The 26,572-nt window shown below is 39.7% G+C and carries 21 protein-coding genes and 2 tRNA genes; 10 read left to right on the forward strand and 13 right to left on the reverse strand.

Going from position 1 to position 26,572, the window contains the following annotated elements; genetic code table 11:
• The first annotated feature begins 77 nt into the window (after positions 1-77).
• A complete protein-coding gene (locus tag C7Y70_RS05550; RefSeq protein WP_135473690.1) occupies positions 78-443 on the forward strand; it encodes a DUF3718 domain-containing protein in 366 nt (121 codons plus the stop codon).
• A 61-nt stretch (positions 444-504) separates the two neighbouring features.
• On the opposite strand, the gene C7Y70_RS05555 is transcribed toward C7Y70_RS05550, so the two are convergent.
• Entirely contained in the window at positions 505-1,200 is a 696-nt protein-coding gene (locus tag C7Y70_RS05555; protein ID WP_135473691.1) for a DUF445 domain-containing protein, read from the reverse strand.
• 123 nt (positions 1,201-1,323) lie between these two features.
• Between C7Y70_RS05555 and C7Y70_RS05560 the strand changes: the two genes are divergently transcribed.
• Both C7Y70_RS05560 and C7Y70_RS05565 read left to right on the forward strand, forming a co-directional pair.
• Positions 1,324-2,184 carry a fructosamine kinase family protein gene (locus tag C7Y70_RS05560; protein WP_135473692.1) on the forward strand — a complete coding sequence of 287 codons (861 nt, stop codon included), beginning with the start codon at positions 1,324-1,326 and terminating at the stop codon, positions 2,182-2,184.
• A 149-nt stretch (positions 2,185-2,333) separates the two neighbouring features.
• Positions 2,334-2,537: a CPXCG motif-containing cysteine-rich protein gene (locus tag C7Y70_RS05565; protein WP_099294145.1), complete on the forward strand. Its 204-nt coding sequence runs from the start codon at positions 2,334-2,336 to the stop codon at positions 2,535-2,537.
• On the opposite strand, the gene C7Y70_RS05570 is transcribed toward C7Y70_RS05565, so the two are convergent.
• Positions 2,534-3,160 carry a riboflavin synthase subunit alpha gene (locus C7Y70_RS05570; protein WP_135473693.1) on the reverse strand — a complete coding sequence of 209 codons (627 nt, stop codon included), beginning with the start codon at positions 3,158-3,160 and terminating at the stop codon, positions 2,534-2,536. The two genes, C7Y70_RS05565 and C7Y70_RS05570, sit on opposite strands and share 4 nt — an antisense overlap.
• A gap of 146 nt (positions 3,161-3,306) precedes the next feature.
• Here C7Y70_RS05570 and C7Y70_RS05575 point away from each other — a divergent pair, with 146 nt between their 5' ends.
• The 5 genes from C7Y70_RS05575 to C7Y70_RS05595 all read left to right on the forward strand — a co-directional run bounded on the left by C7Y70_RS05575 (position 3,307) and on the right by C7Y70_RS05595 (position 7,438).
• A complete protein-coding gene (locus C7Y70_RS05575) occupies positions 3,307-4,659 on the forward strand; it encodes an MATE family efflux transporter (protein ID WP_135473694.1) in 1,353 nt (450 codons plus the stop codon).
• 70 nt (positions 4,660-4,729) lie between these two features.
• A complete protein-coding gene (locus tag C7Y70_RS05580) occupies positions 4,730-5,704 on the forward strand; it encodes a DUF3080 family protein (protein WP_135473695.1) in 975 nt (324 codons plus the stop codon).
• A gap of 118 nt (positions 5,705-5,822) precedes the next feature.
• A tRNA-Val gene (locus C7Y70_RS05585) sits at positions 5,823-5,899 on the forward strand.
• 46 nt (positions 5,900-5,945) lie between these two features.
• Positions 5,946-6,022: transfer RNA gene (locus tag C7Y70_RS05590), tRNA-Val, on the forward strand.
• Positions 6,023-6,547: 525 nt separating this feature from the next.
• Positions 6,548-7,438: a transporter substrate-binding domain-containing protein gene (locus C7Y70_RS05595; protein ID WP_245321374.1), complete on the forward strand. Its 891-nt coding sequence runs from the start codon at positions 6,548-6,550 to the stop codon at positions 7,436-7,438.
• A 34-nt stretch (positions 7,439-7,472) separates the two neighbouring features.
• On the opposite strand, the gene C7Y70_RS05600 is transcribed toward C7Y70_RS05595, so the two are convergent.
• The 8 genes from C7Y70_RS05600 to C7Y70_RS05635 form a co-directional block, all read right to left on the reverse strand.
• On the reverse strand, positions 7,473-9,344 hold the full coding sequence (locus tag C7Y70_RS05600) for a hypothetical protein (RefSeq protein ID WP_135473696.1): 1,872 nt from the start codon (positions 9,342-9,344) through the stop codon (positions 7,473-7,475).
• 9 nt (positions 9,345-9,353) lie between these two features.
• Positions 9,354-10,445: a hypothetical protein gene (locus C7Y70_RS05605; protein WP_135473697.1), complete on the reverse strand. Its 1,092-nt coding sequence runs from the start codon at positions 10,443-10,445 to the stop codon at positions 9,354-9,356.
• Positions 10,446-10,506: 61 nt separating this feature from the next.
• The gene (locus C7Y70_RS05610) at positions 10,507-13,644 is read right to left on the reverse strand and encodes a hypothetical protein (protein ID WP_135473698.1); all 3,138 of its coding nucleotides are present in this window, start codon (positions 13,642-13,644) and stop codon (positions 10,507-10,509) included.
• Positions 13,645-14,042: 398 nt separating this feature from the next.
• Complete coding sequence (gene prpF / locus C7Y70_RS05615; protein ID WP_135473699.1) at positions 14,043-15,212, reverse strand: 2-methylaconitate cis-trans isomerase PrpF; 1,170 nt, start codon at positions 15,210-15,212, stop codon at positions 14,043-14,045.
• Between the two features lie 12 nt (positions 15,213-15,224).
• The gene (acnD, locus tag C7Y70_RS05620) at positions 15,225-17,834 is read right to left on the reverse strand and encodes a Fe/S-dependent 2-methylisocitrate dehydratase AcnD (RefSeq protein WP_135473700.1); all 2,610 of its coding nucleotides are present in this window, start codon (positions 17,832-17,834) and stop codon (positions 15,225-15,227) included.
• 94 nt (positions 17,835-17,928) lie between these two features.
• On the reverse strand, positions 17,929-19,056 hold the full coding sequence (gene prpC / locus C7Y70_RS05625) for a 2-methylcitrate synthase (RefSeq protein WP_135473701.1): 1,128 nt from the start codon (positions 19,054-19,056) through the stop codon (positions 17,929-17,931).
• A gap of 25 nt (positions 19,057-19,081) precedes the next feature.
• The gene (gene prpB, locus C7Y70_RS05630; RefSeq protein ID WP_135473702.1) at positions 19,082-19,960 is read right to left on the reverse strand and encodes a methylisocitrate lyase; all 879 of its coding nucleotides are present in this window, start codon (positions 19,958-19,960) and stop codon (positions 19,082-19,084) included.
• Between the two features lie 114 nt (positions 19,961-20,074).
• Positions 20,075-20,761, reverse strand: a complete 687-nt coding sequence (locus tag C7Y70_RS05635) for a GntR family transcriptional regulator (RefSeq protein WP_135473703.1) — start codon at positions 20,759-20,761, stop codon at positions 20,075-20,077.
• Between the two features lie 255 nt (positions 20,762-21,016).
• On the opposite strand from C7Y70_RS05635, the gene rsmF reads away from it, so the two are divergent.
• Positions 21,017-22,453 (forward strand): 16S rRNA (cytosine(1407)-C(5))-methyltransferase RsmF, encoded by a 1,437-nt coding sequence (gene rsmF, locus C7Y70_RS05640; protein ID WP_135473704.1) that lies wholly within the window; start codon positions 21,017-21,019, stop codon positions 22,451-22,453.
• Positions 22,454-22,780: 327 nt separating this feature from the next.
• Positions 22,781-23,593: a polysaccharide deacetylase family protein gene (locus C7Y70_RS05645; protein WP_135473705.1), complete on the forward strand. Its 813-nt coding sequence runs from the start codon at positions 22,781-22,783 to the stop codon at positions 23,591-23,593.
• Here the strand turns inward: C7Y70_RS05645 and C7Y70_RS05650 are convergent.
• The 3 genes from C7Y70_RS05650 to C7Y70_RS05660 are packed head-to-tail and all read right to left on the reverse strand — an operon-like array spanning position 23,590 to position 26,565.
• Positions 23,590-25,440 carry a metallophosphatase gene (locus tag C7Y70_RS05650; protein WP_135473706.1) on the reverse strand — a complete coding sequence of 617 codons (1,851 nt, stop codon included), beginning with the start codon at positions 25,438-25,440 and terminating at the stop codon, positions 23,590-23,592. The two genes, C7Y70_RS05645 and C7Y70_RS05650, sit on opposite strands and share 4 nt — an antisense overlap.
• 6 nt (positions 25,441-25,446) lie before the next feature.
• Complete coding sequence (locus C7Y70_RS05655) at positions 25,447-26,226, reverse strand: YchF/TatD family DNA exonuclease (RefSeq protein WP_135473707.1); 780 nt, start codon at positions 26,224-26,226, stop codon at positions 25,447-25,449.
• Positions 26,227-26,238: 12 nt separating this feature from the next.
• A complete protein-coding gene (locus C7Y70_RS05660; RefSeq protein ID WP_099294174.1) occupies positions 26,239-26,565 on the reverse strand; it encodes a PilZ domain-containing protein in 327 nt (108 codons plus the stop codon).
• Positions 26,566-26,572: the final 7 nt, after the last annotated feature.

Consider the following 26,572-nt stretch of genomic DNA (forward strand, 5'->3'; position numbering starts at 1 on the left):
ATTTTCGTTTACAGCATTCTTTTTAAAATAAGCCAATAATTAAATCGTCAACTAACATCAATACCTGGAGAATGATGATGAACACTTTAACAACTACACTTACTACGACTCTTTTAATCGGCGCGGCAACACTTGCATCTACTACAACTCAGGCGGCAGAATTTATTGCAGCAGATAACACACCTGGTACTCAAGTTTGTATGGCTGTGGTAGCAAATAGACCGATTACACTTTCAACAACGATGCGTGACTTACGTATGAATAAAAATACAGCAGTCAATAAATTACGTTGTAATGATATGCAACTGGCTCAGTTTGCAGGTAAATATGGCTTTAATAAATCAGCTAAATTTTTAAATTTAGACTCTAGTACAAAAACGAGCATTCAAGATTTAGCTAAAGTTAATGATGACACTATTTTGGTTGTTTCGGGCTCTAAATAGTTATGAATAGTGTTATTTATGTTTAAGCAGGCGAGTCGTTGGCCTGCTTAAGTTTTTCTCACTATAAAATGGCAGCAATTAAACCAAATAAACCACCAAAAACTCCACCCCATACAACAAGCCAACCCAAGTGCTCACGTATCATGGTCTGAATAATATCTTTCACCATAGCAGGTGTCAGTTCATCAAGCCTATCATCCACCAGCCCTAACACTGTATTGTACAAAGCATCTGAAGACATCGTTTTTTGAGTGAGCTTTTCATTAACAAGTTGCTTAAACTCTGCAGTTTCGCTCATAGTTATCAAAGACGCTTTCATTTTAACTATAAATGATCCGCGCATAGGTTCAACAGCTTGCGTGCCACCCAACATGGCAAGCATACTGCCAAACTGAGATTGCTCAATTACTTCAAGTAAACTATCAAAAGCAGGGTCTAGATTTACATCTTCAATAACCGGTTTTAAATCTATTTCTGGCTTCTTGCTTTGCAATAAATTGGCTATTTTTTCCTTGGAGAAAAACTCTGTTATAACCAATTCTTTGATGGCTTCTTTAAAGCGTCCAAACTTGACTTGTATAACCCCTGAACCATATAAAAAAGGGACTTTTTCAAACAGCATATGCACAGCAAGCAAATTTGTGAAAGCGCCAGAAAGCGCAAATAAGCCAATTGACAGCACAATAGCTTGATCTAAAAAATAACCAATCAACACCAATATCACTGCCGTTAAATTTGTAAGCATACTTTTGTTCATATTCTCTCCAGGCGCTATAGCGTAGTCACTTAAAACTGGTTTGTGAATTTTACATACAAGAGTTTGTTTATTTAACTACTTTTTGCCATAGTTTAGTTATCTGTATAAAAGTTGAGCATTATTATGTGGAATACCGTTAATGAGCAGATCAGCCAAGCAATGCACTTTGATTTTAAACACACCTACAAACGCCAGCTGCAAAATACAAATGATATTAAGTTGTATGAAATTAGCGACGGGACCCACCAATATTTAGTTAAAGTTGGTCACCATTCATATTTAGAACATTTTGAATGCGAAGCACATAGCTTGAAATTGCTGACTCAAGAAAGCCTATTTATGGTGCCAGACTGTATCACGTTAGGCGCGAATATAGAGTTTTCATTTTTAGTACTTGAATGGCTTACATTTGATCAACAACCACATACCGATTGGCAAACAATGGGCAGTCACTTAGCCAGTCTTCATCACAAGCATCAACAAGCAATGTTTGGCTTTGATCATGATAATTTTTTAGGCTCTACTGTTCAACCTAATCGATGGCATAAAAAATGGGATGTATTTTTTGCAGAAGAGCGCATTGGTTGGCAACTGCAATTGCTCGAAGAAAAAGGCATCAACCTAACTGATAAAGAAAACTTAATTGGATTAGTCAAAGATTTACTGCATAGCCATACAGTCCAGCCATCACTATTACATGGTAACTTTTGGCGCGGCAATATGGGTTTCATAAATACGATACCCAGTATTTTTGACCCCGCAAGTTATTATGGTGATCGGGAAGTAGATATAGCGATGAGTGAATTGTTCGCCCCACTACCCGACGATTTCTATCGAGCATATGATCACCTGTACCCTTTAGCCACAGGCTATGAAAAACGCAAACATATCTATCAATTGTATCCAATACTTAATAATGCAAATATTTTTGCAGGTCACTATCTAACTGAAGCAAAACAACAAATCGAACTGCTTATAAAATAACAGCCATTTTATTGTAAAGGGAATGTCATAAACGGCTAATTGAGACTATATTTAAGATAGGATTTTTAAACAAGACACCACCACAAAAGCACTCCAGACGCGTTATAAAGACAAGAGCTGCTTTTGTTGATTTGAAGGTTGGAGTATTTATGAAAAATCATCTATCACAACGGATTTGTTGCCCGCACTGTGGGCACCATATCCACGTAACCCTTGATGCCAGTGAAGGGGACCAAGATTACTTTGAAGACTGCAGCGCCTGTTGTAACCCTATTCATTTTAATATGCACATAGATCACGCATACAACAAAATAGAGTTACATATTGACAGCGATAACGAGCAAGTATTTTAAATAGCTTGTTTAGCTAAGTAATTTTCAACAGTATTAATAATCGTGTACGTTTGTTGGTCTACTTCTATATTTAGGCGATCTTCAGCTTGGGCGTTACCAAGATTAGTTATTGCGAGGGTTTCGGGAATTAAATGAAGCCAAAAGCCAGTATCGTCTGTTTCTCCAACAGTTAAACTCGCTCCATTAATTGCTACGAACCCTTTATATAAAACGTATTTTTGCCATTCAGATGGTAATGTAAGTTTCATTTTACAATTGTCTTTGGTATGTATTATTTGCTCAATCACGGCGCAGCAGTGTATGTGGCCAGAAATAATATGCCCACCTAATTCTGCACCAAAAGTCATAGAACGTTCAAAATTAACTTCATCACCGTTTTTTAAACTTCCTAAATTTGTTAGTTTTAGTGTTTCATCAATTACATCAAAATAAACATGTGCTAATTGGTTTTCAGCCTGACTAAACTTAACCACAGTTAAACAACAACCATTTATGGCAATGCTTGCACCAATTTCTAGCTTTTCAATATATTGTAAGTCTATTGAGAGTGTTAAGCGCAATACACCTTCACGCTGCTCTGTAGATAAAACGCTTGCTTTGCTTTGTACTATTCCCGTGAACATATGTTTAAATAACCTTATGAGCCTACATTTCTATTGTTTATAGAATAGTTTATCACTTTAGGATCAGTGAATCATCGCTGTTAACTTTTATTCTGCTATAAATCAATTACACTAGCGTTCATTTATTTTTATTTTTTGCGCACTCTATGAATTTTTGTAATTGGGAAGCTAAACGCCTTATTTCACTTGCGATCCCAGTATTTTTAGCTCAAGTAACACTCGTTCTGATGTCTGTGGTTGACACCATTATGGCAGGTCAAGTGAGTCCGACCGATTTAGCAGCCTTATCAATTGCTACAGGTGTTTGGAACCCTGCAATGCTTGCTCTACAAGGTATTCTACTCGCTTTAACGGGGATCATTGCGCAGTTCTCTGGTGCCAACGATAAAGCAAATATCAGCCATTATTTCCAGCAAGGACTTTACCTCGCTATTTTATTAAGTGCTATTGGTTTTTCAATCGCTTTTTTTGCCGATATGATAATTCTAAGACTCAATACTAGCCAAGAAATTGCTGATATGGCTTTTGATTATATTCACTTTGTAAAATGGGGGATTCTCGGTTTTTTAGTATTCAGTGTTTATAGAAATATCACTGAAGGTATGGGAATGACTAAGCCCGCTTTTTACATCAGTCTTATTGGCCTTGCAGTGAATGTACCCGCTAACTATATATTTATATATGGAAAATTAGGTATGCCTGCTTTAGGGGGAGCCGGTTGCGGAGTTGCAACTGCTCTTGTGTTTACAGCCATGGCAATTGTACAAGTAATATACTGCCAGTTTAGTAAAAAGATAGATGCGAAAGCTTTACTCGCTAATTTCAAAGCACCAAAGCCTTCAACAATGTGGGTCATCACTAAAGTGGGTATTCCTATCTCATTGGCCACCTTTTTTGAAGTTACTTTGTTTGCTTGTATACCGCTGTTTATTGCGCATCTTGGCGCCGTGGCTGTCGCCGGACACCAAATAGCAGCAAGTGTAACGACACTGTTATTTATGATGCCACTGAGCTTATCTATTGCCATTAGTATTCGCATAGGAAATTTATATGGTCAACATCACCTTAAGCAACTGAAAGAAGCTGTTTCAACCAGCTACATACTGGCAATAATGATTGCCCTATTACTTGCAACAATCACATTTTTTGGTCGTAACCTGATTAGTCAGCTTTATACGGACGATGCACAGGTAATAGCGTTAGCGACCTCTATTATGGTTTTAGCGTGCATCTATCAGCTTCCAGATGCGTTACAAGTGTCTGCAAACGGCATTTTACGAGGCTTAAAGCATACAACCCCTATTTCGTACATTACGTTTATTTCTTATTGGCTTATTGGGTTTGCTTTAGGTTATGTTTTAGCACGAACAGATTTAATAGTGCCAGCAATGGGGCCTCATGGTTTTTGGATAGGTATTATTGTAGGCTTATCAGTAGCCGCTATACTTTTAATGTTAACAGTAACAAGACGATTTAAACGTGAACCATTCACTTCATAAAAGATTGTACCAGCAATACAAACAGATTTTTTGTGCTACTAAGCTGTTTATATTTATTCTCCTGATACTAATGACGGGTTGCACTGAGCAACCCCGGGATATTCATCTAGAGTATCAAAAGCGCTTATCTCATACTGTAGATAGGCCATTAGTAAAAGCTGAAAAGCTAAGCAATATTCCTCAGACTGTGTTTTCGCTATTAAATGAAGACAAAATAAGTGTTGGTGTTTTGCAACTAGCACAACTCAATAAGTGCGCTTTAAGCACGCTAATCGCAGAACACAATTCTCAGCTTGGAAAACTCGCTACCCCTGCAAGTAGGCTGATTTATCAAATAGAGTTTATTAAAGCTGCACCTGCATGCTTAAAACTACTTGATGAAACATCAAATACATATCAACAAATTAGCGCTGCGTTATTAGATAAAAAAAGTTTATTAGCTCATCATTTCAAACATTTTCTATATAATGATGTGGAACTAAAAAAAACATGGCAGCTTACTCATTATGAATTGGACACCAACTTTAATGGCTTAGTTGAAACAGAGCTTGCGCTTGAGCGTATAGCTACAATTAAGCAGCAAATAGATGTGGGTAACTATCAGAACATAAATACTCAGCACATTTATAAAAGTTTAGAGCAATTAAACCGTTTCAATTTTAATCAGGCATTAATAACAGCGAGTAGAAACCAAACTTATTTAAATGAGTTAGCAACTGATTTTTTAGAAAGTAACATCGAGCTAAACGCACTTTGCGACCCACTTAAAAACAAAAAACAAGCAAAGATAATCAGTAACATATTTAAAAAGTTTTATCTTGAACAGCTACAGCCCTATCAGTCTCAGCTTACAGGAGCGCTTGAGCGATTAATGCCTTACTACCAAACGTTATGGGGCGGTAGCATTGATAATCAAAATGCCTTAAGCAATTTGCTGTTAGATACAAGTACAAATAATTTACTGAACCGATTAAAAAAATCAGCTAAGCACCATGTTGTTTGGTGGCAGGGTTTTTATAAACAGTGTGAAATCAGCCCAATATGAATAAAAAAACGGCAAACAAACCAAAAATGAACAATCGAGCTTGATTCGCCCGTAAACACGCTATATATTAGCTCCCGTTGTTAAGTATTAAGTACTTAACAATACTTAAATTTATGATACGACCGTAGCTCAGTTGGTTAGAGCGCTACCTTGACATGGTAGAGGTCGGTGGTTCGAATCCACTCGGTCGTACCAAATTTATTACTCCCGGTGATAAATCTAATTTAATTATTTATATTGTACGACCGTAGCTCAGTTGGTTAGAGCGCTACCTTGACATGGTAGAGGTCGGTGGTTCGAATCCACTCGGTCGTACCAACTAATTACTCCCATTGATATTTCTAGTTTAATTACACTTATTATAAGCTGTAACTCAGTTGCTTAGAGCGCCACCTACTCTTTATGCCCCGCGCCAACATCGATGGTTCGAATCCACTCGGTCGTACCAACCTATTACTCACATTGATATTTCTAGTTTAAATATACTTATTGTAAGCCCGTAACTCAGTTGCCTAGAGCGCCACCTACTCTTTATGCCCCGCGCCAACATCGATGGTTCGAATCTACTCGGTCGTATCAACTAATTACTCCCATTGATATTTCTAGTTTAATGACACTTGTTATAAGCTGTAACTCAGTTGCCTAGAGCGCCACCTACTCTTTATGCCCCGCGCCAACATCGGTGGTTCTAATATCCTTTGTTGCACTTTAGCTTAAATTATACCTTTGTGTTTCACTCATACTTTTCATACAAAAATAAGCAAACTTACGCGAGAACTTGTTATAAGCCGATTTCAGTCTAAAATTTAAATAGTGAGTTGATAGTTAAAATTAAGGGTTAAAGTGATAAAAAGCTTATGTTGTTTACTTTTATTTTCCAGCTTTACTTATGCATCCCCCCCAGCGATTAGTTTCATACAAGATAATGAGCTCATAACTGTAAAGGGACAACAAACCGATTATGGATATGGATACAATTTAGATGCCGATGAGGTGCTTAGGTTAGTAACCTTGAACTGGCCACCCTATATTGACGAATCTCTGTGTGATTTTGGCTGGGTTTTTCAAGTTACTGTTGAAATCCTTATCTCACAAGGATATGGCGTAGATGTTGAGTTTTACCCTTGGGCACGTGCAGTAAGAGAAGCAGAGTTAGGTAAAGCTGATATTTTATTTCCAGAATATTTTATTGATGACTCAGCTGAATCTGATAACGTACCAAATAAAACACGTAATGAGGTACTGGCTTTATCTGCTCCAATTCCCGGTGGGGATCTATCTCTTATTACGCTAAAAGATAACAACATTCAGTATGATGGCTCTCTCAATTCGATTAAAAACGAAGTCATAGGCGTTGTTAGAGCCTATAAAAACACTATTGAACTGGATAAATTCATTGATAATAATCAAATTGCAACGATTGTCGTAAATAATGAATTTCAACTCGCTAGATTATTATTAAGTAAACGAGTTACCTTGATTGTGGCTGATCTTGACTCACTGCTAGCCAGTGTTGACAAATCACCTATGTCTGCCAATCAAAAACAAATTATTAACAGCTCGTTAGTAGCCTTAAAGCCCAGCTTAGAATACAAATATTTGCATTACTCCGTTAGTAAGAAAAAAGCAAACTGGAGGTCAATATTACAAGCTATAAATTCAAAAATTGAAACTATGAATAAAGAAAGAACATTTGAGCAACAAATAAAAGAATCAAGTAGAAGATGTAAGTAGATCACTTAATAACTTAAGTGATCTACTTTTTATATTAAAATAAAGATTCAAAAGTACCATCAGGGAATAAAATGCCAGGGGCCCCTCTTACTGCAGTAACATCAGCAATTTGCGTGTCACCAAAGTAAAGTCCACCACTAAAATTACGCCCTTTTTGCTTAATATCAAGCCATCGGCCGTGTTGCCCTTTTATAACGGCATTCGTATTTTCACCTACCTGACGAATAGCAATATCTAATGGCTGTTGGTCTAGCGTAACAAATATGTTTGCATTGTTAAGCTCATCCAATTTATTCATATCTCCAGCATAGGCCATTTTAAACCCAGGCGCACCATTTAGAGGCATATCTAACAGTAAAGAAAATGCAATATTTGCCGTCTCTTCGTTTATAAAAGGTGTTTTTTCAATTGCTTGAAAAGTAATTCCTGTCGTTTGAATATCTGAAGAAATTACACCTTCAAAATCAAAACCTGATATGACAGTCAACAATTCCTCAAATGGACTAACAAACCTATCAATATTAGCTGTAAGCTTACCTTGTACTTGGCTCCCCTCTTTCTCAAGCATCATTGTAGTTGCCACTTTTGCAATGCCAGTTACTTCATCTTGATTAAAATTAAAAGGGTCATCCGTTCCATCGAAATCTAAAGTTAACTCAGAAACGTCAACGGTAAGCTCTGTCATGCCTCGGGTCACCTTAGCACTTACTTCACCATTGATTTGATTACCTAATACGCTGCTTATTTGCCACTTTGGAACATTAATATCTATTTGTACTTGGTGATCATCATATTCACCCGATATTTGCCATGTGAAAGGAGACTCTGCATAAATAACATCTAATTTACCAATCTTGTATATGCCAGATTCTGTATTGGAAGCGGGTGAGAAATTTGATAAAACATCAAACATGGCATTCGTAAATGCCAACACTGTTTGTTGCGAATCGTCATTTAGTAATGTCTCAGCCTGCGTTAACTTTTGCGTTAGTTCATCACTATATTTTTGCTCTTGAAGCCTAATTACAGCAAGTGCGTCTCGTACATCATCCAATAACTGGCGTGAGTCCAGCGCAGGTACTGTTTGCTCTGTGTCTTTTATGCCTTCTGCGTTTGCCAGTGAAAAAATGCGTTGCTTTACTTGACCCGCAACCGTTTGTACTAGTTGGTTGCCTTTTACATTCAGTAAGTTTTCAGCTAAATATTGTTGCGCATACCGCTCATAAGCCTCTATGCTCACTTTAAATCCAGTAATTTCCTCAATTTGCGAATTTTCTGAATTGAGTTGTGCTTCAATCTCCTTAGCCTTTTGAAGAACCGCGCCGAATGTTAAGGCGTTTGTCAGTACCTCGGCTTCTAAATTATCATTTAATTGGCTATGTGTAAGATGAAAGAACTCAGTTGCACTCAAACTTGCTAGGGTAAGGTCTAAGTTTTCGGCATTGCTTAGTGCACTTACCGGTGAAAGATAGACATTGTTATTTCCCGGTGCGGCTAAGAATTTAGCAGCATAATCCAAAGGTATATCCATCATTTCTTGATAATCAAGTCGTCGGTTACCATTTTTATCATTTGGATTATCACGACCTGTTCTGCCACACCCATCAAAACTTGGGCACGGAATTGATGTAGAGTCTGAAATAAACTCAACCTGATGAAATTCTAGGCTCGTTAAATCCAGGGTTAGTGAGTTGATATCATCAACCTGCATCGTTGTTACTTGTGCTGTTTGCTCGTTTGTAATTTTTAATGTACCAGCAGGGCTCTGCCAAGGAGCAATATAAAAACTAACCTTAGACGTTGTTTGAGGTAATGAGAGAACATCTGTTGAAGCAGCATCATCAGATGAACTACCACACCCTACGAGCACTGACAGCAAGCACATAGGAATTATTTTTTTTATCATACTCGCCTCTTAAAATGCAAATTTCACATACCAACTTACATTCGCGTAGTATGCTTTGTCGATATCTAGTTGATCTGTTTGTACGGTAAAACCTAAGTAGTCGTTTTCTACTCCCACTAATACCGCTTCACTATTTGTTTCATATCCGGTGTATGCTGACCAATGATCCCAAAAATGAACAGCAGCTTTTAATTGAACAAATGTATCTTTGTCATAACGCTTGAATCTAACTTGCGTAGAATATTTATCATTCAGTCTATAATCGATATACGCTTTGAAACGCGTCGCCATTTCAAAAGTATGTGTTTTCTCATGGCCAAGCTCTGAGGTAGATAAACGAATAGTTGGTTGAGACACGATTCCACCGTCTGCAGTTTCACTAAATGGCACCTCGGTGGTATAGCCATTTACAAATCCACTTTTTTCGTATTCCGTTTCATAGAGTAAATCTTGAATAAGTAAACTAACTGATAAATCTTGATTGATATCCCAACTTGCGGCTAAGTCTAAACTGTAACCCACGCCTGAAGGATTTTCGTCTGGTGTAAAACGTTTGAATAAAATATCTTTGGAAAAGAAGTAATCCACTTCTAAAGCACCTTGAATCTCATCACTGTAAACAGTACCTTGTACATGTGCGTCCTGAAAGTGTGTGCTAGCAAATATTGTCAACTTAGGAGTGATACTAAGTGCATCAGACTCTAAAAATTTAAAATCATAAGAAAAAAATAAACCATTGGTTGTTGACTGTTTGCCATTTAAATCATAAATATAATCTCTTTCTTCAAAAGCCAAATCATTTTTTTCTGTGTGTAAATAGCGCGCAGTATCTGGGTCAAAACTTAATACATAATCGAAACGGCTTTGATAACCTACTTTAAAATTGCCATAGCCTACACCCAACTCAAAAACATTATAAGTAAAGGCACTGTCGCCAGATGTGAGTGGCGCATCAAAATCGTCGATAAATGCTTTAACCGGTTGTGCTTCAGTGTAAACTTCTGAATCTAATGTTGAGAAAAATTGGAAATCATTATTTGCGTGGATGAATGGGGAAGTTAATAATGTTGAAAATCCTAACGCGAGAATTTTTTTTTTCATACTTTTACCACTTGTTATTATTTTAGTTAAGAGGGAGCAAGTCACTCCCTCTTAATTTGTATTACTTAACTTCGTTTAAGAAGCTGATGTCAGTATAATCGATAACCTCGCCATCAATATATGTCACTGATATTCCATTAGTAATTTCTGTAACAGTACCAAACTCCATCATCATTTCATTATAGTTTGAAGTGACTGAGCCTTGGAAAACATCATTACTATCAGACGCCGACATCTCGATTTTGTAATCAATCTCATTATGTAGGTTAATCTCAACACCATACATCTCATCATCTGTTGAATCATCTAACCAAAGCATGGCAGTAAAGTCTAACTCTCCAGCCATACCAGAGGCAGTAAGATTGCCCATATCAGACATATCATCACCACTTAGCGTAATTGTGCCAGCAAAGCCAGTATCACCATCAGTGAATGTAACCTCATTCCAAGACTGTACACTTGCTAAAGTGCTATCGAATATATCATCGAAAGAAACATCTGCACTAAAATCAAAAACAGTACACGTATCACCTGGTTGCATGTTACCTGCTAAGCATTCGGCAGCAACAACAGACAGATTGTCACTGTCATTGCCTAATGTAGCCATGACCGTTCGAAGCACCTCGTCATTATCGTCAAGTACATCAACTTCAAGGTAACCATTATACGCTAGCGCTAAACGAGCAGGAGCTTCTGTTTTGCTTGAGTCAAACAAATATTCGCCTTTTAACTCAACAAACTGTTTACCATCTTCGTGTGACAAGGTTAAGAATAAACGCTCTTCACCTTTATTAGTTTTATTGAAACTGTATGTCCATTCAGGGTAACGAGTAGAAATAACATCTGTAGCCTCATCACCTAAGTCATAAGCCTCATCTAGCACATCATAAACCATTTCACCCACATTAAATGCAGCTTTGCCACCAGTTTTAGTTGCCAGTGAAACATTGCTAATCGAAGCAGTATCTGACTTAACTTGAACTAAAAATTCAAACTTATTGGCAGCCATAGTTGCAGCGTCAAACAACGATTGTGCTTTTGCAAAATCATCAGCAGCTTGAATTATTAATGTCTCTGCTAAAGCAAGTGCAGATGATGAAGACTCAGTAAGTGAGGTTGCTAATTCGACATCAGCATCTTCTTCTGCAACTACAGAAAGCTCTGTAGCAGCTTTATCACCAGCAATAGCTGCCAACTCAAGAGCATCAGCATTGTTAGAAAGCAACTCAGCTGCGGCTAATGCTGTGTTGGCAACCTCGATTGCAGCCATGGCTTCTTCAGCATTACCATAAACTGCTTGATCTACAGCAGCGGATGCCGATGTTGAATCAATCGATGCAGTATCTGCAGCAGACTGAGCAACTGTTAGATTTTCAGACGCAGTCGTTGCGTTAGCAATTGCGATTTCTATACCTAAACCTAGAGCCGCAACAGCCTCATTAGCTCGAGCAACCTGCACTTCTACACCTGAAACAATCGAATTAACCTCAGCTAATCCTACTCTTAAATCAGCTTCTATATTTTGTGCATCTGTTAGAAGCTGCGAGTACGCTGTATTTTTGTCTGCTAATGCCTGCGCTGTTTTTGCAATACCTGATGCTTTAGCAAGCATCGCTTCAACATTAACAACCCACTCATTGTATTTTGGTAAGTTTGCTGAAACCATAAATACCGCATCACTAAATGCTTTAACTTGATCAGACGTTTCTAGCCCTGCATCGCCTAATGCAACAACATCTGCTAACGCTGTTTCAGCAGTCTCAACTTGAGGGGCAACTTCATCAATGAACGCTTGTGTAGAGGTAATTTCAGCAGTTAGCTCTGCAGCTAACATGGCATCAAAGTCTTCGCCTACATCACAATCATCTGTACAGCCAATTTTCTTGAGTGCTTCTTTTACTTCTTTTGCAGTTTCATTCAAATCTTTGTCTAAGCCAGCTTTTTTAGCTTTCGTTTTTATTTCCTCTACAGCTTTAGTTGCATTTTCTTTAAGTTTCGCAATCGCTTCAGGGTCAGTAATCCCCATATTTTCTGCTACTTTAGCAAACGCTTCATCAACACCTTCACCGCTAATGACCGCTGAAAATATTAAGCTAGTATTTTCAACTGATTTTTGTAGTTCAGTTGCAATTTGTTTAATTGCATCATCATCATTATTTGCTACCTTGCCAGTTTTAACAGCAGTCGATAAGCTCGACATTAGCTCGCTCAACGAGCCATTTGTACCTGTACCAGCAAGCGCTTGTAATGAAACTGCAGTTTGGACCAATGCTAATGTACCTGCATCCAAAGTATCCCCATCATTTAGATCGGTAAAATCAACAGCACCACCTGTTGAAATATCACCAATTAGAGAAGATGCTTTTAGTGCAGCGCTCGGGCCAACAATTTGGATCAGAGTTTTCAAGCTTGCTGCCGCAACTTCTTTATCAGAAACGGCTGTGCCATCTGCTGCGTTATCAAGCAATAATTTTGCTGCAACACTTGTGTAGAATGTTGCATTTGCAGCATAAAATCTTGCTGATGCATCATCACCTTCAGCAAAACGAGGGCCAGATGCTTTACTTTCTGCTGAAGCCTCAGGTGCTTTGATAAACTTAACTACTTGAAGAGCTAGGTCATCTTTATACCACTCACCAAAATCGATTGCGGTATCACCATTATTCATCATTGAAGCTTCTTCAGAAGCATCTGGCGCAGTATCATAAGAACCACAACCAGTAAATGAATCACACTTAACAAAGCTATCATCACCTTCTTTTGCCGTTGTTACTGTGATATTCAGAGGTCCAGTAAAAGTATCTTCGATGAACAGTGTGTAACCACCGTTTGCAGAGGTCATGACTTGTTCTGGGTTAGAAGCAACTATTTTTTCTAATGCACTCGCATCAGCATCTGCTTGAGACGTTGTAGACTCAGCCGAGAAGCTTTCATCGGCAGCAGCTAAACGGTAAGCAACGGGCACAGTTTCACCGGCTTCATTAAGCGTACTAACAGTTAGCTGTGCATTTTTTAAAGAACCCTTTACTGCTTTACCTGAAACTTGGGTATTAAAGCTTGTTGTCACTTCAGCATTGTATACAGTTACAGGATCCGGCTTTGTGTATTTATTATCATTATCCGAACCACAACCTGCCAAGCTAAGTGTGAATGCAACAGAAGCCGCAATTGGGGTGTATTTTATTATTCTATTCGCCATGTAAATCTCCTTGAGCGCTTGTTAGCAATTAGCATTACTTAAGCTAAGAATACATTAATACAGCTTAACGTTTAAGTTAATATTTTGTATCAAACTGTACATATTAATGTAATGAGCTGTTTAAAATTTTAGTTTCATAAACTTAACATTAATATATGACAATTTACTGTAAATTGTAATTTTTATTACATTCTTGGGTTAAGTAAATTTAAATACATGTTCATAAATATTAAATTTATATATATCAGTGAGATATAAAATTAAGAGGATGGAAATATCATCATAAACATTTAGAGAAACCACTTATAATAGACTTATAAGTCAAGATTAACCCTTTTCGTTTACATTCATTAACATTTGTAACAAGTGCCCAAGGGATTCTTAGGCACTTTTAGTCATTATTTTATAGGAACGTGAACTACCCCTTGCATGATAATTCTTGCACTTCGACTCATACTGGCTTTGGTAACTTGCCACTTATTATTGACTAACTTAGCCTGTGCGCCGACTTTTAAAGTACCCGATGGATGACCAAAAGTAACTTCGGTTAATGCGCCGCCACCAGCGGCTAAATTAACTAATGTTCCTTCAACTGCCGCAGCAGTACCAATAGCGACAGCGGCAGTGCCCATCATTGCATGATGTAACTTACCCATTGACATAGCACGGACTAACAAATCGATATCACTTGCATTAACCTGCTTACCACTTGAAGATATATAATCATGTGGAGCAGCCACAAATGCCACTTTAGGTGTGTGCTGGCGTGCTTGTGCTTCATTAATATTATTAATTAAGCCCATTTTTACTGCCCCATGGGCACGAATGCTTTCAAGCTTAGTGAGTGCGGCTTCATCAGCGTTTATGTCATCTTGTAGTTCAGTACCTGTATAACCAATATCACTGGCATTTACAAAAATAGTAGGGATACCAGCATTGATCATAGTTGCTTTTAACGTGCCTAAGCCTGGAACTTCTAAATCATCAACTACATTGCCTGTTGGAAATAGCGCACCATCACCATCAGCAGGGTCAATAAATTCAAGCTTTACTTCAGCGGCAGGAAAGGTAACACCATCTAACTCAAAATCACCGGTTTCTTGTACTTCACCATTGATCATGGGTACATGCACTAAAATACTTTTTTTAATGTTAGCCTGCCATACACGCACAATAGCAATGCCATTATCAGGCACTCTACCTTTATCAACTAAACCATTACTGATTGCAAATGCGCCCACTGCAGAGGTTAAATTACCGCAGTTGCCACTCCAATCTACAAAAGGTTTATCAATCGCGACTTGTCCAAATAAGTAATCAACATCGTGATCGTGTTGCTCACTTTTACTTAAGATAACCGTTTTACTCGTGCTTGATGTTGCTCCACCCATGCCATCAGTTTGTTTGCCATAAGGATCAGGGCTACCAATTACACGAAGTAATAACTCATCACGAGCAGACCCCGCCACTTGGGCGGCCTCAGGTAAATCTGTTAAATTAAAAAACACGCCTTTACTGGTGCCACCACGCATGTATGTCGCTGGCACTTTAATTTGTGGTTTAAACATAAATGTGCGTCCTTATGATGCTTGCGTAGCTTCTAAAAAGTCTTGCGCAAAACGTTGTAAAACACCGCCTGCAGCGTAAATAGAGAGCTCTTCTTGCGTATCTAATCGGCACTTCATTGGTACGTTTAATACCTCACCATTTTTACGTGTAATAACCAGTTCCAAAGTTGCTCCTGGTGTTGGCTCACCCTTTACATCGTAGCTTTCGCTTCCATCTAAGTTAAGTGTTTTACGCGTTGTGCCTGGCTTAAACTCAAGCGGCAAAACGCCCATACCAATTAAATTAGTACGATGAATACGTTCAAACCCTTCAGCTGCAATAACCTGAACACCAGCAAGCCTTACGCCTTTTGCTGCCCAATCGCGAGACGAACCTTGCCCATAATCGGCACCGGCAACTATAATAAGCGGTTGTTTGCGCTGCATGTAGGTTTCGATGGCTTCCCACATACGCGTGTTTTCACCTTCTGGCTCTATGCGCGCGTACGATCCTTGCTTCACTTCACCGTTTTCATCCAATACCATTTCATTCAATAATTTAGGATTGGCAAACGTGGCGCGCTGCGCGGTTAAGTGATCGCCTCGGTGCGTTGCGTACGAGTTAAAATCTTCTTCTGGCACATTCATTTTAGTCAAGTATTCACCTGCCGCGCTGCTTGCCATAATCGCATTAGAAGGTGATAAATGATCGGTGGTAATGTTATCGCCAAGTACCGCTAATGCACGCATACCACTCATACTGCGCTCACCTGCCAATGCCCCTTCCCAATAAGGAGGGCGACGAATATAGGTACTTTCAGAGCGCCAATCGTATAATGGGTCGTTATCTTCGCCGTAATCAACGGTTAAGTTAAACATAGGCTCGTATACTTTTCTAAACTGCTCAGGCTTAACGCTTTGCTTGATCACTGCATCTATTTCTTCATCAGATGGCCATAAATCTTTTAAGGTTACATCGTTACCTTGCCGATCTTTACCGAGGATGTCTTTTTCTATATCAAAACGGATGGTACCGGCAATTGCATACGCAACCACAAGCGGTGGAGACGCTAAAAATGCTTGCTTAGCATACGGATGAATACGACCATCAAAGTTACGGTTACCCGAAAGCACCGCTGTTGCGTATAAATCGCGATCAATGACTTCTTGTTGAATTTTAGGGTCTAGTGCACCACTCATACCGTTACAGGTAGTACAGGCAAAACCAACAATACCAAAACCAAGCTGTTCAAGCTCTGGTAATAAGTTTGCATCTTCAAGGTACGATTGCACTGCTTTAGAGCCCGGAGCCAATGAGGTTTTAACCCAAGGTTTACGCATTAAACCTTTTGCATTGGCGTTACGCGCCAATAAACCTGCAGCAATTACATTGCGCGGGTTACTGGTATTAGTACAACTAGTAATAGCGGCAATAATACACGCGCCATCTGGCATTAAGCCCTCTTCGTTTTCAACAACGCCCGAAATACCTTCTTTAGCTAAATCGCTAGTTGATACACGACGATGCGGATTTGAAGGCCCTGCAATGTTGCGCCCTACACTTGATAAATCAAATTTAAGTACACGATCGTAATGCGCTGTTTTTAAGCTGTCGCTCCATAGCCCTGCTGTTTTGGCGTAGTTTTCTACGAGTGCAATTTGCTCTTCATCACGACCTGTTAAGCGTAAGTAATCAATAGTTTTATCGTCAATGTAGAACATAGCGGCGGTTGCGCCAAATTCAGGAGTCATATTCGAAATGGTTGCTCTATCACCAAGAGTTAGTGCATCAGCCCCTTCACCGTAAAATTCGAGGTAAGTCGATACCACACGTTGCTCGCGTAAAAATTCGGTAATAGCCAATACAATATCGGTTGCAGTAATGCCCGGTTGGCGTTTACCGGTAAGCTCTACGCCAACAATATCAGGCAGGCGAATGTACGATGCGCGCCCAAGCATAACACTTTCGGCTTCAAGGCCGCCCACACCAACAGCAATAACACCTAATGCATCAACATGCGGTGTATGGCTGTCGGTACCTACTAGCGTGTCTGGGAATGCAATACCATCACGGTTTTGAATAACCGGCGACATTTTTTCAAGGTTAATTTGATGCATGATGCCATTGCCCGGCGGGATCACATCAATATTTTTAAAAGCAGTTTTAGTCCAGTTTATAAAATGAAAACGATCATCGTTGCGTCTGTCTTCAATAGCGCGGTTTTTCTCAAACGCTTCAGGATCAAAGCCTGCGTGCTCAACAGCTAATGAATGGTCAACAATCAGTTGAGTAGGTACAACCGGATTTACTTTTGCAGGATCGCCGCCTTTCGCAGCAATAGCGTCGCGCAGGCCAGCTAAATCAACTAGAGCGGTTTGCCCTAAAATATCGTGACATACAACGCGTGCCGGATACCACGGAAAGTCTAAATCTTGCTTGCGCTCAATTATTTGGCTAAGTGCATCGGTTAGCATATCGGGTTCACAGCGACGCACTAAGTTTTCGGCAAATACACGCGAACTGTAAGGCAGTGTGGCGTATGCGCCTGGCTTAATGGCATCTACCGCGGCTTGGGTATCGTAGTAATCTACATTTGAGCCTGGTAATGGCTTACGGTATTGGGTGTTATTAATAATGGTCATAATAAATTCGCTAATTTGGTGACGGAGGAGAGTGCGGTAAAAGCGTTATAAACAATAAAAGGTGAGCCGAGTGCTCACCTTAAACGCTAACTAATTAGCCTCTTGATTCAATTGGCGTGTAGCTACGCGCATCTGGCCCTGTGTAATCGGCACTTGGGCGAATAATACGATTATTTGCACGCTGCTCTTTTACGTGAGCTGTCCAACCGGTTACACGGCTCATTACAAAGATAGGCGTGAACAACTTAGTAGGAATACCCATAAAGTGGTACGCCGATGCATGGAAGAAATCGGCATTACAGAATAACTTCTTCTCACGCCACATAACTTCTTCGCAGCGAACAGACACTGGGTAAAGCACATCGTCACCCACTTCTGCGGCTAATTTTTCAGACCATTTTTTAATAATAACATTACGCGGATCTGACTCACGGTAAATAGCGTGGCCAAAGCCCATAATTTTATCTTTACGCTCAAGCATGCCCATAAGCGCGTCTTCAGCTTGATCAGCACTGCTAAAGCTTTCAATCATATCCATTGCGGCTTCGTTTGCACCACCATGCAGTGGGCCACGTAAGGTACCAATTGCACCAGTTACACATGAGTGAATATCAGAAAGCGTTGATGCACATACTCGACCGGTAAAGGTAGAGGCATTAAATTCATGCTCTGCGTACAAAATTAGTGATACATTCATCACTTGTGCAAATAATTCACTTGGCGCTTTATCGTGTAATAGCGTTAAAAAGTGTGCGCCTACTGAATCATCATCAGTTTGGGTTTCAATACGAACACCGTCATGAGTAAAACGATACCAGTAACAAATAATACTTGGGAAAATTGCCACCATGCGGTCAATCGCATCGTTTGCTTCGCTAAAGTCATTTTCCATTTCAAGGTTACCTAGCATAGAACAACCAGTACGCATTACATCCATTGGGTGTGCGTCTTTAGGGATGTTCTCTAGCACTGTTTTTAGTGACTCAGGTAAACCACGTAAGCTCTTAAGTTTAGCTTTGTACTCTGCCAGTTCGCTTGATGTTGGTAGCTCGCCGCGTGAAAGTAAAAACGACACTTCTTCAAACTGCGCTTTTTCAGCCAGTTCGCTAATGTCGTAACCACAGTAAGTTAAACCTGAGCCTGTTTGCCCTACTGTACATAATGCTGTTTGTCCTGCTACTTGGCCACGTAAGCCTGCGCCACCTAATGCTTTATCTACCATGATTTGTCTCCTGTTGAATTTTTTATTATTTGTCAGATTTTGCTGAAAAAAGGTTATCTAGCGTGTTTTCGTACGAGTGATAATCTAAAAAGTCGTAAAGCTCTGCACGCGTTTGCATATTTTCAATTTGGCTTTGTTGCGACCCTTCATTCAAAATAGCCGAGTACACATTAAGAGCCGCTTTGTTCATAGCTCTAAATGCACTTAATGGATAAAGCACCATTTCTACACCCACATCGCTTAACTGCTCTTTGGTATAAATTGGGGTTTGGCCAAACTCGGTAATGTTGGCTAAGATCGGCACGTTAATCGCTTTGCTAAATGCTTGGTAATCAGCAAGGTCATGAACGGCTTCTGCAAAAATCGCATCGGCACCCGCTTCTACACAGGCAGCTGCACGGTCTATTGCTGCATTTAAGCCTTCTTTTTGAAATGCATCAGTACGTGCCATAATGTAAAAATCGCTATCGGTTTTAGCATCAACTGCGGCTTTAATACGATCTACCATTTCAGCTTGAGTAACTATTTCTTTATTAGGACGATGGCCACAACGCTTTTGCGCTACTTGGTCTTCAATATGAAAACCTGCAGCACCCGCTTTGGTCATTTCTTTAACGGTACGGGCAATATTAAACGCCCCGCCCCAACCTGTATCGGCATCAACTAATAATGGTAAATCGCTAGCGCCGGTAATACGACGAATATCTTCAAGAACGTTATCAAGACTCGTCATACCTAAATCTGGCATACCAAATGAGGCATTAGCCACACCTGCACCCGACAAGTAAATAGCCTGATGGCACATTTTTTCAGCCATCATCGCAGTATATGCGTTAATTGTACCTACAACTTGTAACGGGTGATTGTTTGCAATAGCCTGTTTAAATTTTAATCCTGCTGACATTGCTGTCTCCTTTGAACGGTAGCTGCTCGAGGCAGAGTTTATTTTTAAATACTTACTATGACAGTTTGACTGTCTGAATTACTGCGAAGCCTTCTTTTGAGCTGCTTTTAATATCTATATTGATTTGTATCTTTCAAATTTTGCTTGGATATTGGATTGTGATGCGCTGATATGGCGCTTCATTAGCATTTCGGCCAGCTCACCATCATGATTTTCTATGGCGTTAATAATGGCTAAATGTTCGTCAAACGCTTTCGATACCCGTGGCCCAACCATACCCATTTGTACACGGTACATGCGAATTAGTTGGTATAAACCGTTACTTAGTAAATGAATAAGGTGCTCGTTCTTACTTGCTTTGATAATGCGGTAGTGAAAATCTAAATCGCCCGCTTCTTGATAATAAGACTCGCCCTCTTTTACCCGCTGTGTTTGTAAATGCTGGTTGAGTAGTTGTTTTAAGCTTTGCACTTCATCCGCAGCCATATTGTCGGCAGCCAATCTGCACGCTAACCCTTCAAGTGCACTACGAACTTGATATACTTCGATTAAGCGCTCTGCGGTAAGTGCCACTACTCGGCATCCTACATTGGCTTTTCGTTCAATTAGGTAGCAACTCTCAAGGCGGTTCAGTGCTTCCCGAAGCGTTGCACGACTTACACCATAGCGCTTTGCCAACTCAGGCTCTGAAATTTTACTGCCTTGGGCAATACTGCCTTCAACAATCTCTCGGCGCATATCAACAAACACCTGATCCGATGCGGTAGTAATAAGCGTTTTGCTAAAAGCGTCTTGGGTCATTGGGTACTTCTTTAAGATTGTCGACAATTTATGGTTACACTATGGTCTTTATGTGAAATAGTGTCAACCCAAAATTAACAAAAACAGGGCTTAAAACCAATTATTGTCGACATAAATAAAGTAAATACTACTTCAAACACCTAAAGGTTAGATTTTAACCGTTAAGTGTCGACAGGCCTTGAGTCTAAATTTATGTTTATAGGTGTACGGTGAAAATGATAGAATACACCTTTATTTTTCTTCGCGAGCATAGCCTTGAACGCCAACACGTTTATTCCTCAACACTTTATAGATGACGTAGCTAGCTACTTACCTGCGCACCTAACACTAGCTGACTTTATTAACGCGTGTCGTAAACCACTTCGTAAGTCCGTACGTGTTAATACATTAAAAATGTCGGTTGAAGAGTTTAAACTCGCGGCAAAACAAAAAGGCTGGCAATTAACTCAAATTCCTTGGTGTGAAGAGGGTTTTTGGCTAGAGCGCCCAGAAAATGAAGAAAATGCCCTTGCCCTTGGTAATACTGACTTACATTTAAGCGGCGCAATGTATGTACAAGAAGCCAGCTCAATGCTCCCCCCTATGGCACTTAAAGAGTCACTTCTTGATGCCGCCCATGTACTCGACATGGCCTCAGCACCGGGATCAAAAACATCACAATTAGCGGCACTAATGAATAATCAGGGGGTTCTCGTTGCCAATGAGCTATCGTCATCTCGTTTAAAAGTGCTCAGTGCTACGTTAAAGCGTATGGGTGTGGGTAATTGTGCCCTTTCACATTTTGATGGCGTTGTGTTTGGTGATTACATGTTCGAGTGTTTTGACAGCATATTGCTAGATGCGCCATGCTCTGGTGAAGGCACGGTACGTAAAGACGCTGATGCTTTAAAGAATTGGTCAATCGAGTCGAATATTGATATTGCTAAAGTGCAAAAAGCGTTGATAAAGAGTGCTTTTTACGCACTTAAACCTGGCGGCACGCTAGTATATTCTACCTGCACCTTAACCCCGCTTGAAAACCAACAAGTGTGTGATTATCTACTTGAACAATTTCCTGATTCAATTGAAGTTCAAAGCCTAGCCAACTTATTTCCAAACGCAGAGCAAGCAACCACTGAAGAAGGTTATTTGCACGTTTGGCCGCAAACGTTCGACAGCGAAGGTTTTTTTATTGCTAAGTTTAAAAAGGTGGCAAGTGTTGATAACCCGAATCAAAAAATAAAAAAAGGGGCTTTCCCTTTTCAGTCATTTGATAAAAAAGCCAGCCAGAATTTTACCACGGCTATAAAAAAACAGTTTGGTATAAGTTCACTATCTGGGACCTTGATGCAGCGTGATAAAGAGCTTTGGTTATTCCCTGACGGGTTTAACGAAATTGAAAATAAAATCAAATATTCACGCTTAGGAATTCAGTTAGGTATGATCCATAAAAACGGTGTACGGCTAACGCACGAATTTGCCACTGTGTTCGGTGGACATTGTTTTAAAAATACCTATGCCTTATCTGATCAGCAAGCAAACGACTACTTCCGGGGTAAAGATATTCGCTTAGCTGAGGTAACAAACGCCACCGATGAGGTGGTATTAACTTTGTGTGGTTGCCCCATTGGCTTAGGTAAATGGCAAAAAAACAAAATTAAGAACTCACTACCACGAGATTTGGTACAAAATAGTCAACTAATCATTTGGTAGGCATAAGCTGTGAGTAAGTTGATTATAAATTATGCATTAAAATTTAAATTAGCTTATTTTTCAACCAAGTCATTGTTTTTAAAACAGTATAAAAATCCAACAATTATTGGGGGTTTTTACATTTGTTAACTACACTTACTAATACTTTCTACTTCTCCCTTATTGAATAGAAGGTGCTTTTTAAAGTTAGCGCAGGCTCGCCAAGAGCCACCCCTAAGCCCAGAACAATGCGGATTCGTTCTGGGCATTTTTTTGACTTAAATATCCTTAAGTAGTATTTCTTTCACCCAATTAATTTGTTTCCATATAAGAAAAAAGGAAACAACTATGTTTAAAAAGTTACTCTTCATATCCTCTGCACTTTTTTGTGTTAATAGTGTAGCCGCCGCAAATAACTATGTTGGCTTTAAATACCCTAATCAAGCCCAAAACGCGATTAGCATCACGTTTGATGATGCCCGCCACAGCCAAGTTGACACAGGTTTAGCAATTTTAGATGAGCATAATGTAAAAGCCACGTTTTATGTGTCACCTTTTAATGTCAAAGAGCGGCTTAAAAAATGGAAAAAAGCAGTGGCCTCTGAACACGAAATTGCCAACCATACAAGTTCACATTTATGCACAGGTAATTTTGAATGGTTACGACAACAAAACCTTTCCCTTGAACAAACCACATTAAAATGGCTAGCAAAAGACATCCTCGATGCGCAAGTATATATAAAGGCTAATTTAGGGGTTACTCCTCGCGCATTTGCCTACCCCTGCGGTAACACCTTTGTTGGCCGTGGTATAAACACGCAAAGCTATGTTCCGCTGATCGCAAAACACTTTGATACCGGCCGTACTTGGCTAGATGAAACAGCAAACAACCCAAATTTCACCGACTTTGCTCAATTAACGAGTCTGAAAATTGATGGCCTGCGTTTTGATGAAATCATAGCAATGTTAGAGCAACTTCGAGGTAATAACAGCTGGTTGATTTTAGCAGGTCATGAGATAGGTGAAGGCGACCAATACACCACTGATGAAAAAGTACTTGAGCAACTAATTCGCCATATCAAAGACCCTAAGAATGGCTATTGGTTAGGCACAGTGAGCGAAGTTGCTGATTATATTAAACAGCACAGAGATGAGATTTAATGCTCTAAATCGAATTCTGTGATATGGCCATCACCATGAATGAGCTCATATTTATCAAGGTTACCTTGCTCTAAGCTAATTAAGCTTATTGCGGAGTCGCTTACTAAATACTTTTGACCCTCGCCTACTGTTTGGTGTTTATCAACTTCCATTTGCCAACGTTTGGTAAAAAAGTTGAGAGGGCTTTTTGGCGCATATAGAATTGAATCGAGCTTATCGAGAATATTAATTAACTTGCGTGGGAATTCGTTTTTAATACCGCTGGCAGTGAGCTGCCAAATTCGGTTAGGGTGTTTGCCAAAACGCTTTTGCACTGAAAAACAAAATGAGTAATGAACGTCGCCTGATAAAATAAGCGTTTCTTTGGGTGTATCGTCGCGGCGAAAGGTATCCAGCAGCTTCTTCGCCGAGCCTTCATGTGCCATCCAGTTCTCAACATCAACAAGTAAGGGCTGGCCGCAGATATTAAACATTGCTTGAATAGCTTCTATCGATTTAACCCCAAAAACCGGCGCAGGCGACACGATAATCACTTGCTCATGAGTTAATAAGCTGTCTTCAAGCTCAACTAAGCGCTCCCAATCCAATAAGCCTGAAGGCTCATTAAAGTTTTGCTCATTGCGCCAACGATGGGTGCGCGTATCGAGTACCACGACTTTGGGCACGGTATTGAGCTCATAATGCCAATGATTAAACTCTAAAATGGTTTTATCAAAGGCTTTAAATTGCCAGAGCTTATCCTTAGTAAAGCTTTGTTGAAATGATGTAAGAAGGCTCTTAGTTTTATGCCCTGCATCGTTACCAAACCCTTGAAATAGCCAATAACTAATTAAACCATTATTAACAATTCGCCTACTTACTGGGTGCTGGTAGATAACTTGCTCCCACCCTGCGGTTAGGTTCCAATCATCGGTTACATCATGATCATCAAACATCATAAAGCTAGGTATGTTGGCAAATAAAACTTGTGCGTCATTCAAGCCGTCTTTAAAAACTGATAAGGCCGCTTTCTCATTATCGAATATTTGTTGGCACTTCGTTGTGCTAGCTTGATAGTGAATGCTCTCAAAATCAGCTAACTGCCAAACTGACGGACTAAAGTTTAATAAGTAAAGCGCAATAAACTCTTCAAAAAAAACGAGGTGGTTATCTGCTTTTAAACTTGAAAAATGTGGGACATCTTTTTTCAGCCAATACCCTACCCCAATTTTATTGCGTTTCTGCCACGGTACTTTGGGCAAATATAAATGGCGCTGGTATAGCTGTTGATGTAAATCTTCAGGTAACTCTATATCAAGCGGTTGCTCTTTATAAATACCCAACACATCGATTAAGCGCGAGATTGCGATTAGCATGGCGCCGGCCACATCATCGGCATAAACTTGATCCCCCGATAGCAGTAAAATATCGGCGCCTATTTTATTCTCACTACGCTTAGCTTGTACAAAGTCATTAGCTGCAACAAGGCTGTCTTTTGCTGGGTGATGTGGGTTTCTACACGAGCCGTGCAAAATTTGGCTTAGCGTATTGGGAACTGCAAATTCTGGGGTCGCTTTATTGGGGTAGCAAAAAGCGCTGAGATCAATTTCTTTGTCGTTATCAAACAATCGGTAACTAATTAACTCATCAAAAGGAAATTCAATACCGATAGGTTTTATAATAACGAAATGTAAGAATAACTGCTCCCCTAAACGAACAGGCTCATGTTCACAATAGGTATCATAATGAGCAATTTCGATACGACAGTTAATTGGGCGAGAGGTTGCAAATTGAATGCAAACCTCGTTTATATCAGCGCGGCGCACCATTGGCCCCATTAAAAGTAGAGGAAGTGGTGCTTGGCTCATAAAGTGTTAACCCTGCTTTGCTAAATTGAATAAAGAATAGAAGTTGGCTGTGGTCGCAGTTGCGAGCTCTTTATAACTAATTCCTTTAAGTTCACTGATAAAATAAGCCACATCTTGCACATACGCGGGCTGATTAGTTTTACCACGATAAGGCACTGGCGCAAGATAAGGTGAATCTGTTTCGATAAGAAGCCTATCAAGTGGTATTTGTTTAACGACGTCTTTAAGCTCGACAGCATTTTTGAAGGTGACAATGCCGGAAATAGAAATATAAAAACCTAAATCGATGGCTTTTTTGGCCATGTCCCAGTCTTCAGTAAAGCAATGTAAAACACCACCGCATTTTTCAGCGTTGTGCTCACGCATTAAATTAATCGTGTCTTCGCGGGCATCACGGGTGTGAATAATTAGTGGTTTTTGTAATTGATTTGCCACCTCAATATGGCCAACAAAGCTCTCTTGCTGAATTTTATGCGTGTCTTTTGCGTAATAATAGTCAAGCCCAGTTTCGCCAATCGCAACCACTTTGTCATGGCTAGCTAAATCAATTAAGCGCTGCTTATCAAGGGCATCTTTTTGATCAAGTGGGTGTACGCCGCACGAGGCCGATACATCGTTATAATCTTTAATTTTATCAAGCATGCTCGGAAACTGATCTAACGTGACACTCACACATAAAAAGTGCTCTACTTGTTTAGCGCGTGCGCTATCAAGAACTTGGTCTAGGTTTAAATCGAGTTTATCAAAATCAAGTCGGTCTAAATGGCAATGAGAATCTACAATCACGATTACTGCTTACTACATGGTATAAGTTGGATTACCAGAGTTTAACATAGTCCCTAGTAGTTTTTCGATCTTCGCATTAAGGTTAGTTTTATCATCTAAAAAACTAATGCCTATGCCTGGTGGGTTCGAACTTTGTGCGCCTTGTGGTGTGATCCAGGTTACCTTACCTGTTATTACATCATCTTCAAGGGCATCGGGTAATGTTACTTTTAATGCCAATGAGTGGCCCATTTCGTAACGCATATTTGTACGTACAAATAAACCGCCCGTTTTGAGGTATGGCATGTAGCAACGGTATAGCTCATCTAAATCTTCAAAGTCAACAAGTAACTCTTGCATAAAACAT

It is taken from the genome of Pseudoalteromonas sp. KS88 (assembly GCF_004766475.1).
Classification (GTDB): domain Bacteria; phylum Pseudomonadota; class Gammaproteobacteria; order Enterobacterales; family Alteromonadaceae; genus Pseudoalteromonas.

Coding starts and splice junctions, on each gene's coding strand:
- C7Y70_RS05550 (WP_135473690.1), top strand. CDS start 78: ATGAACACTTTAACAACTACACTTACTACGACTCTTTTAATCGGCGCG.
- C7Y70_RS05555 (WP_135473691.1), bottom strand. CDS start 1,200: ATGAACAAAAGTATGCTTACAAATTTAACGGCAGTGATATTGGTGTTG.
- C7Y70_RS05560 (WP_135473692.1), top strand. CDS start 1,324: ATGTGGAATACCGTTAATGAGCAGATCAGCCAAGCAATGCACTTTGAT.
- C7Y70_RS05565 (WP_099294145.1), top strand. CDS start 2,334: ATGAAAAATCATCTATCACAACGGATTTGTTGCCCGCACTGTGGGCAC.
- C7Y70_RS05570 (WP_135473693.1), bottom strand. CDS start 3,160: ATGTTCACGGGAATAGTACAAAGCAAAGCAAGCGTTTTATCTACAGAG.
- C7Y70_RS05575 (WP_135473694.1), top strand. CDS start 3,307: ATGAATTTTTGTAATTGGGAAGCTAAACGCCTTATTTCACTTGCGATC.
- C7Y70_RS05580 (WP_135473695.1), top strand. CDS start 4,730: ATGACGGGTTGCACTGAGCAACCCCGGGATATTCATCTAGAGTATCAA.
- C7Y70_RS05600 (WP_135473696.1), bottom strand. CDS start 9,344: ATGATAAAAAAAATAATTCCTATGTGCTTGCTGTCAGTGCTCGTAGGG.
- C7Y70_RS05605 (WP_135473697.1), bottom strand. CDS start 10,445: ATGAAAAAAAAAATTCTCGCGTTAGGATTTTCAACATTATTAACTTCC.
- C7Y70_RS05610 (WP_135473698.1), bottom strand. CDS start 13,644: ATGGCGAATAGAATAATAAAATACACCCCAATTGCGGCTTCTGTTGCA.
- prpF (WP_135473699.1), bottom strand. CDS start 15,212: ATGTTTAAACCACAAATTAAAGTGCCAGCGACATACATGCGTGGTGGC.
- acnD (WP_135473700.1), bottom strand. CDS start 17,834: ATGACCATTATTAATAACACCCAATACCGTAAGCCATTACCAGGCTCA.
- prpC (WP_135473701.1), bottom strand. CDS start 19,056: ATGGTAGATAAAGCATTAGGTGGCGCAGGCTTACGTGGCCAAGTAGCA.
- prpB (WP_135473702.1), bottom strand. CDS start 19,960: ATGTCAGCAGGATTAAAATTTAAACAGGCTATTGCAAACAATCACCCG.
- C7Y70_RS05635 (WP_135473703.1), bottom strand. CDS start 20,761: ATGACCCAAGACGCTTTTAGCAAAACGCTTATTACTACCGCATCGGAT.
- C7Y70_RS05645 (WP_135473705.1), top strand. CDS start 22,781: ATGTTTAAAAAGTTACTCTTCATATCCTCTGCACTTTTTTGTGTTAAT.
- C7Y70_RS05650 (WP_135473706.1), bottom strand. CDS start 25,440: ATGAGCCAAGCACCACTTCCTCTACTTTTAATGGGGCCAATGGTGCGC.
- C7Y70_RS05660 (WP_099294174.1), bottom strand. CDS start 26,565: ATGCAAGAGTTACTTGTTGACTTTGAAGATTTAGATGAGCTATACCGT.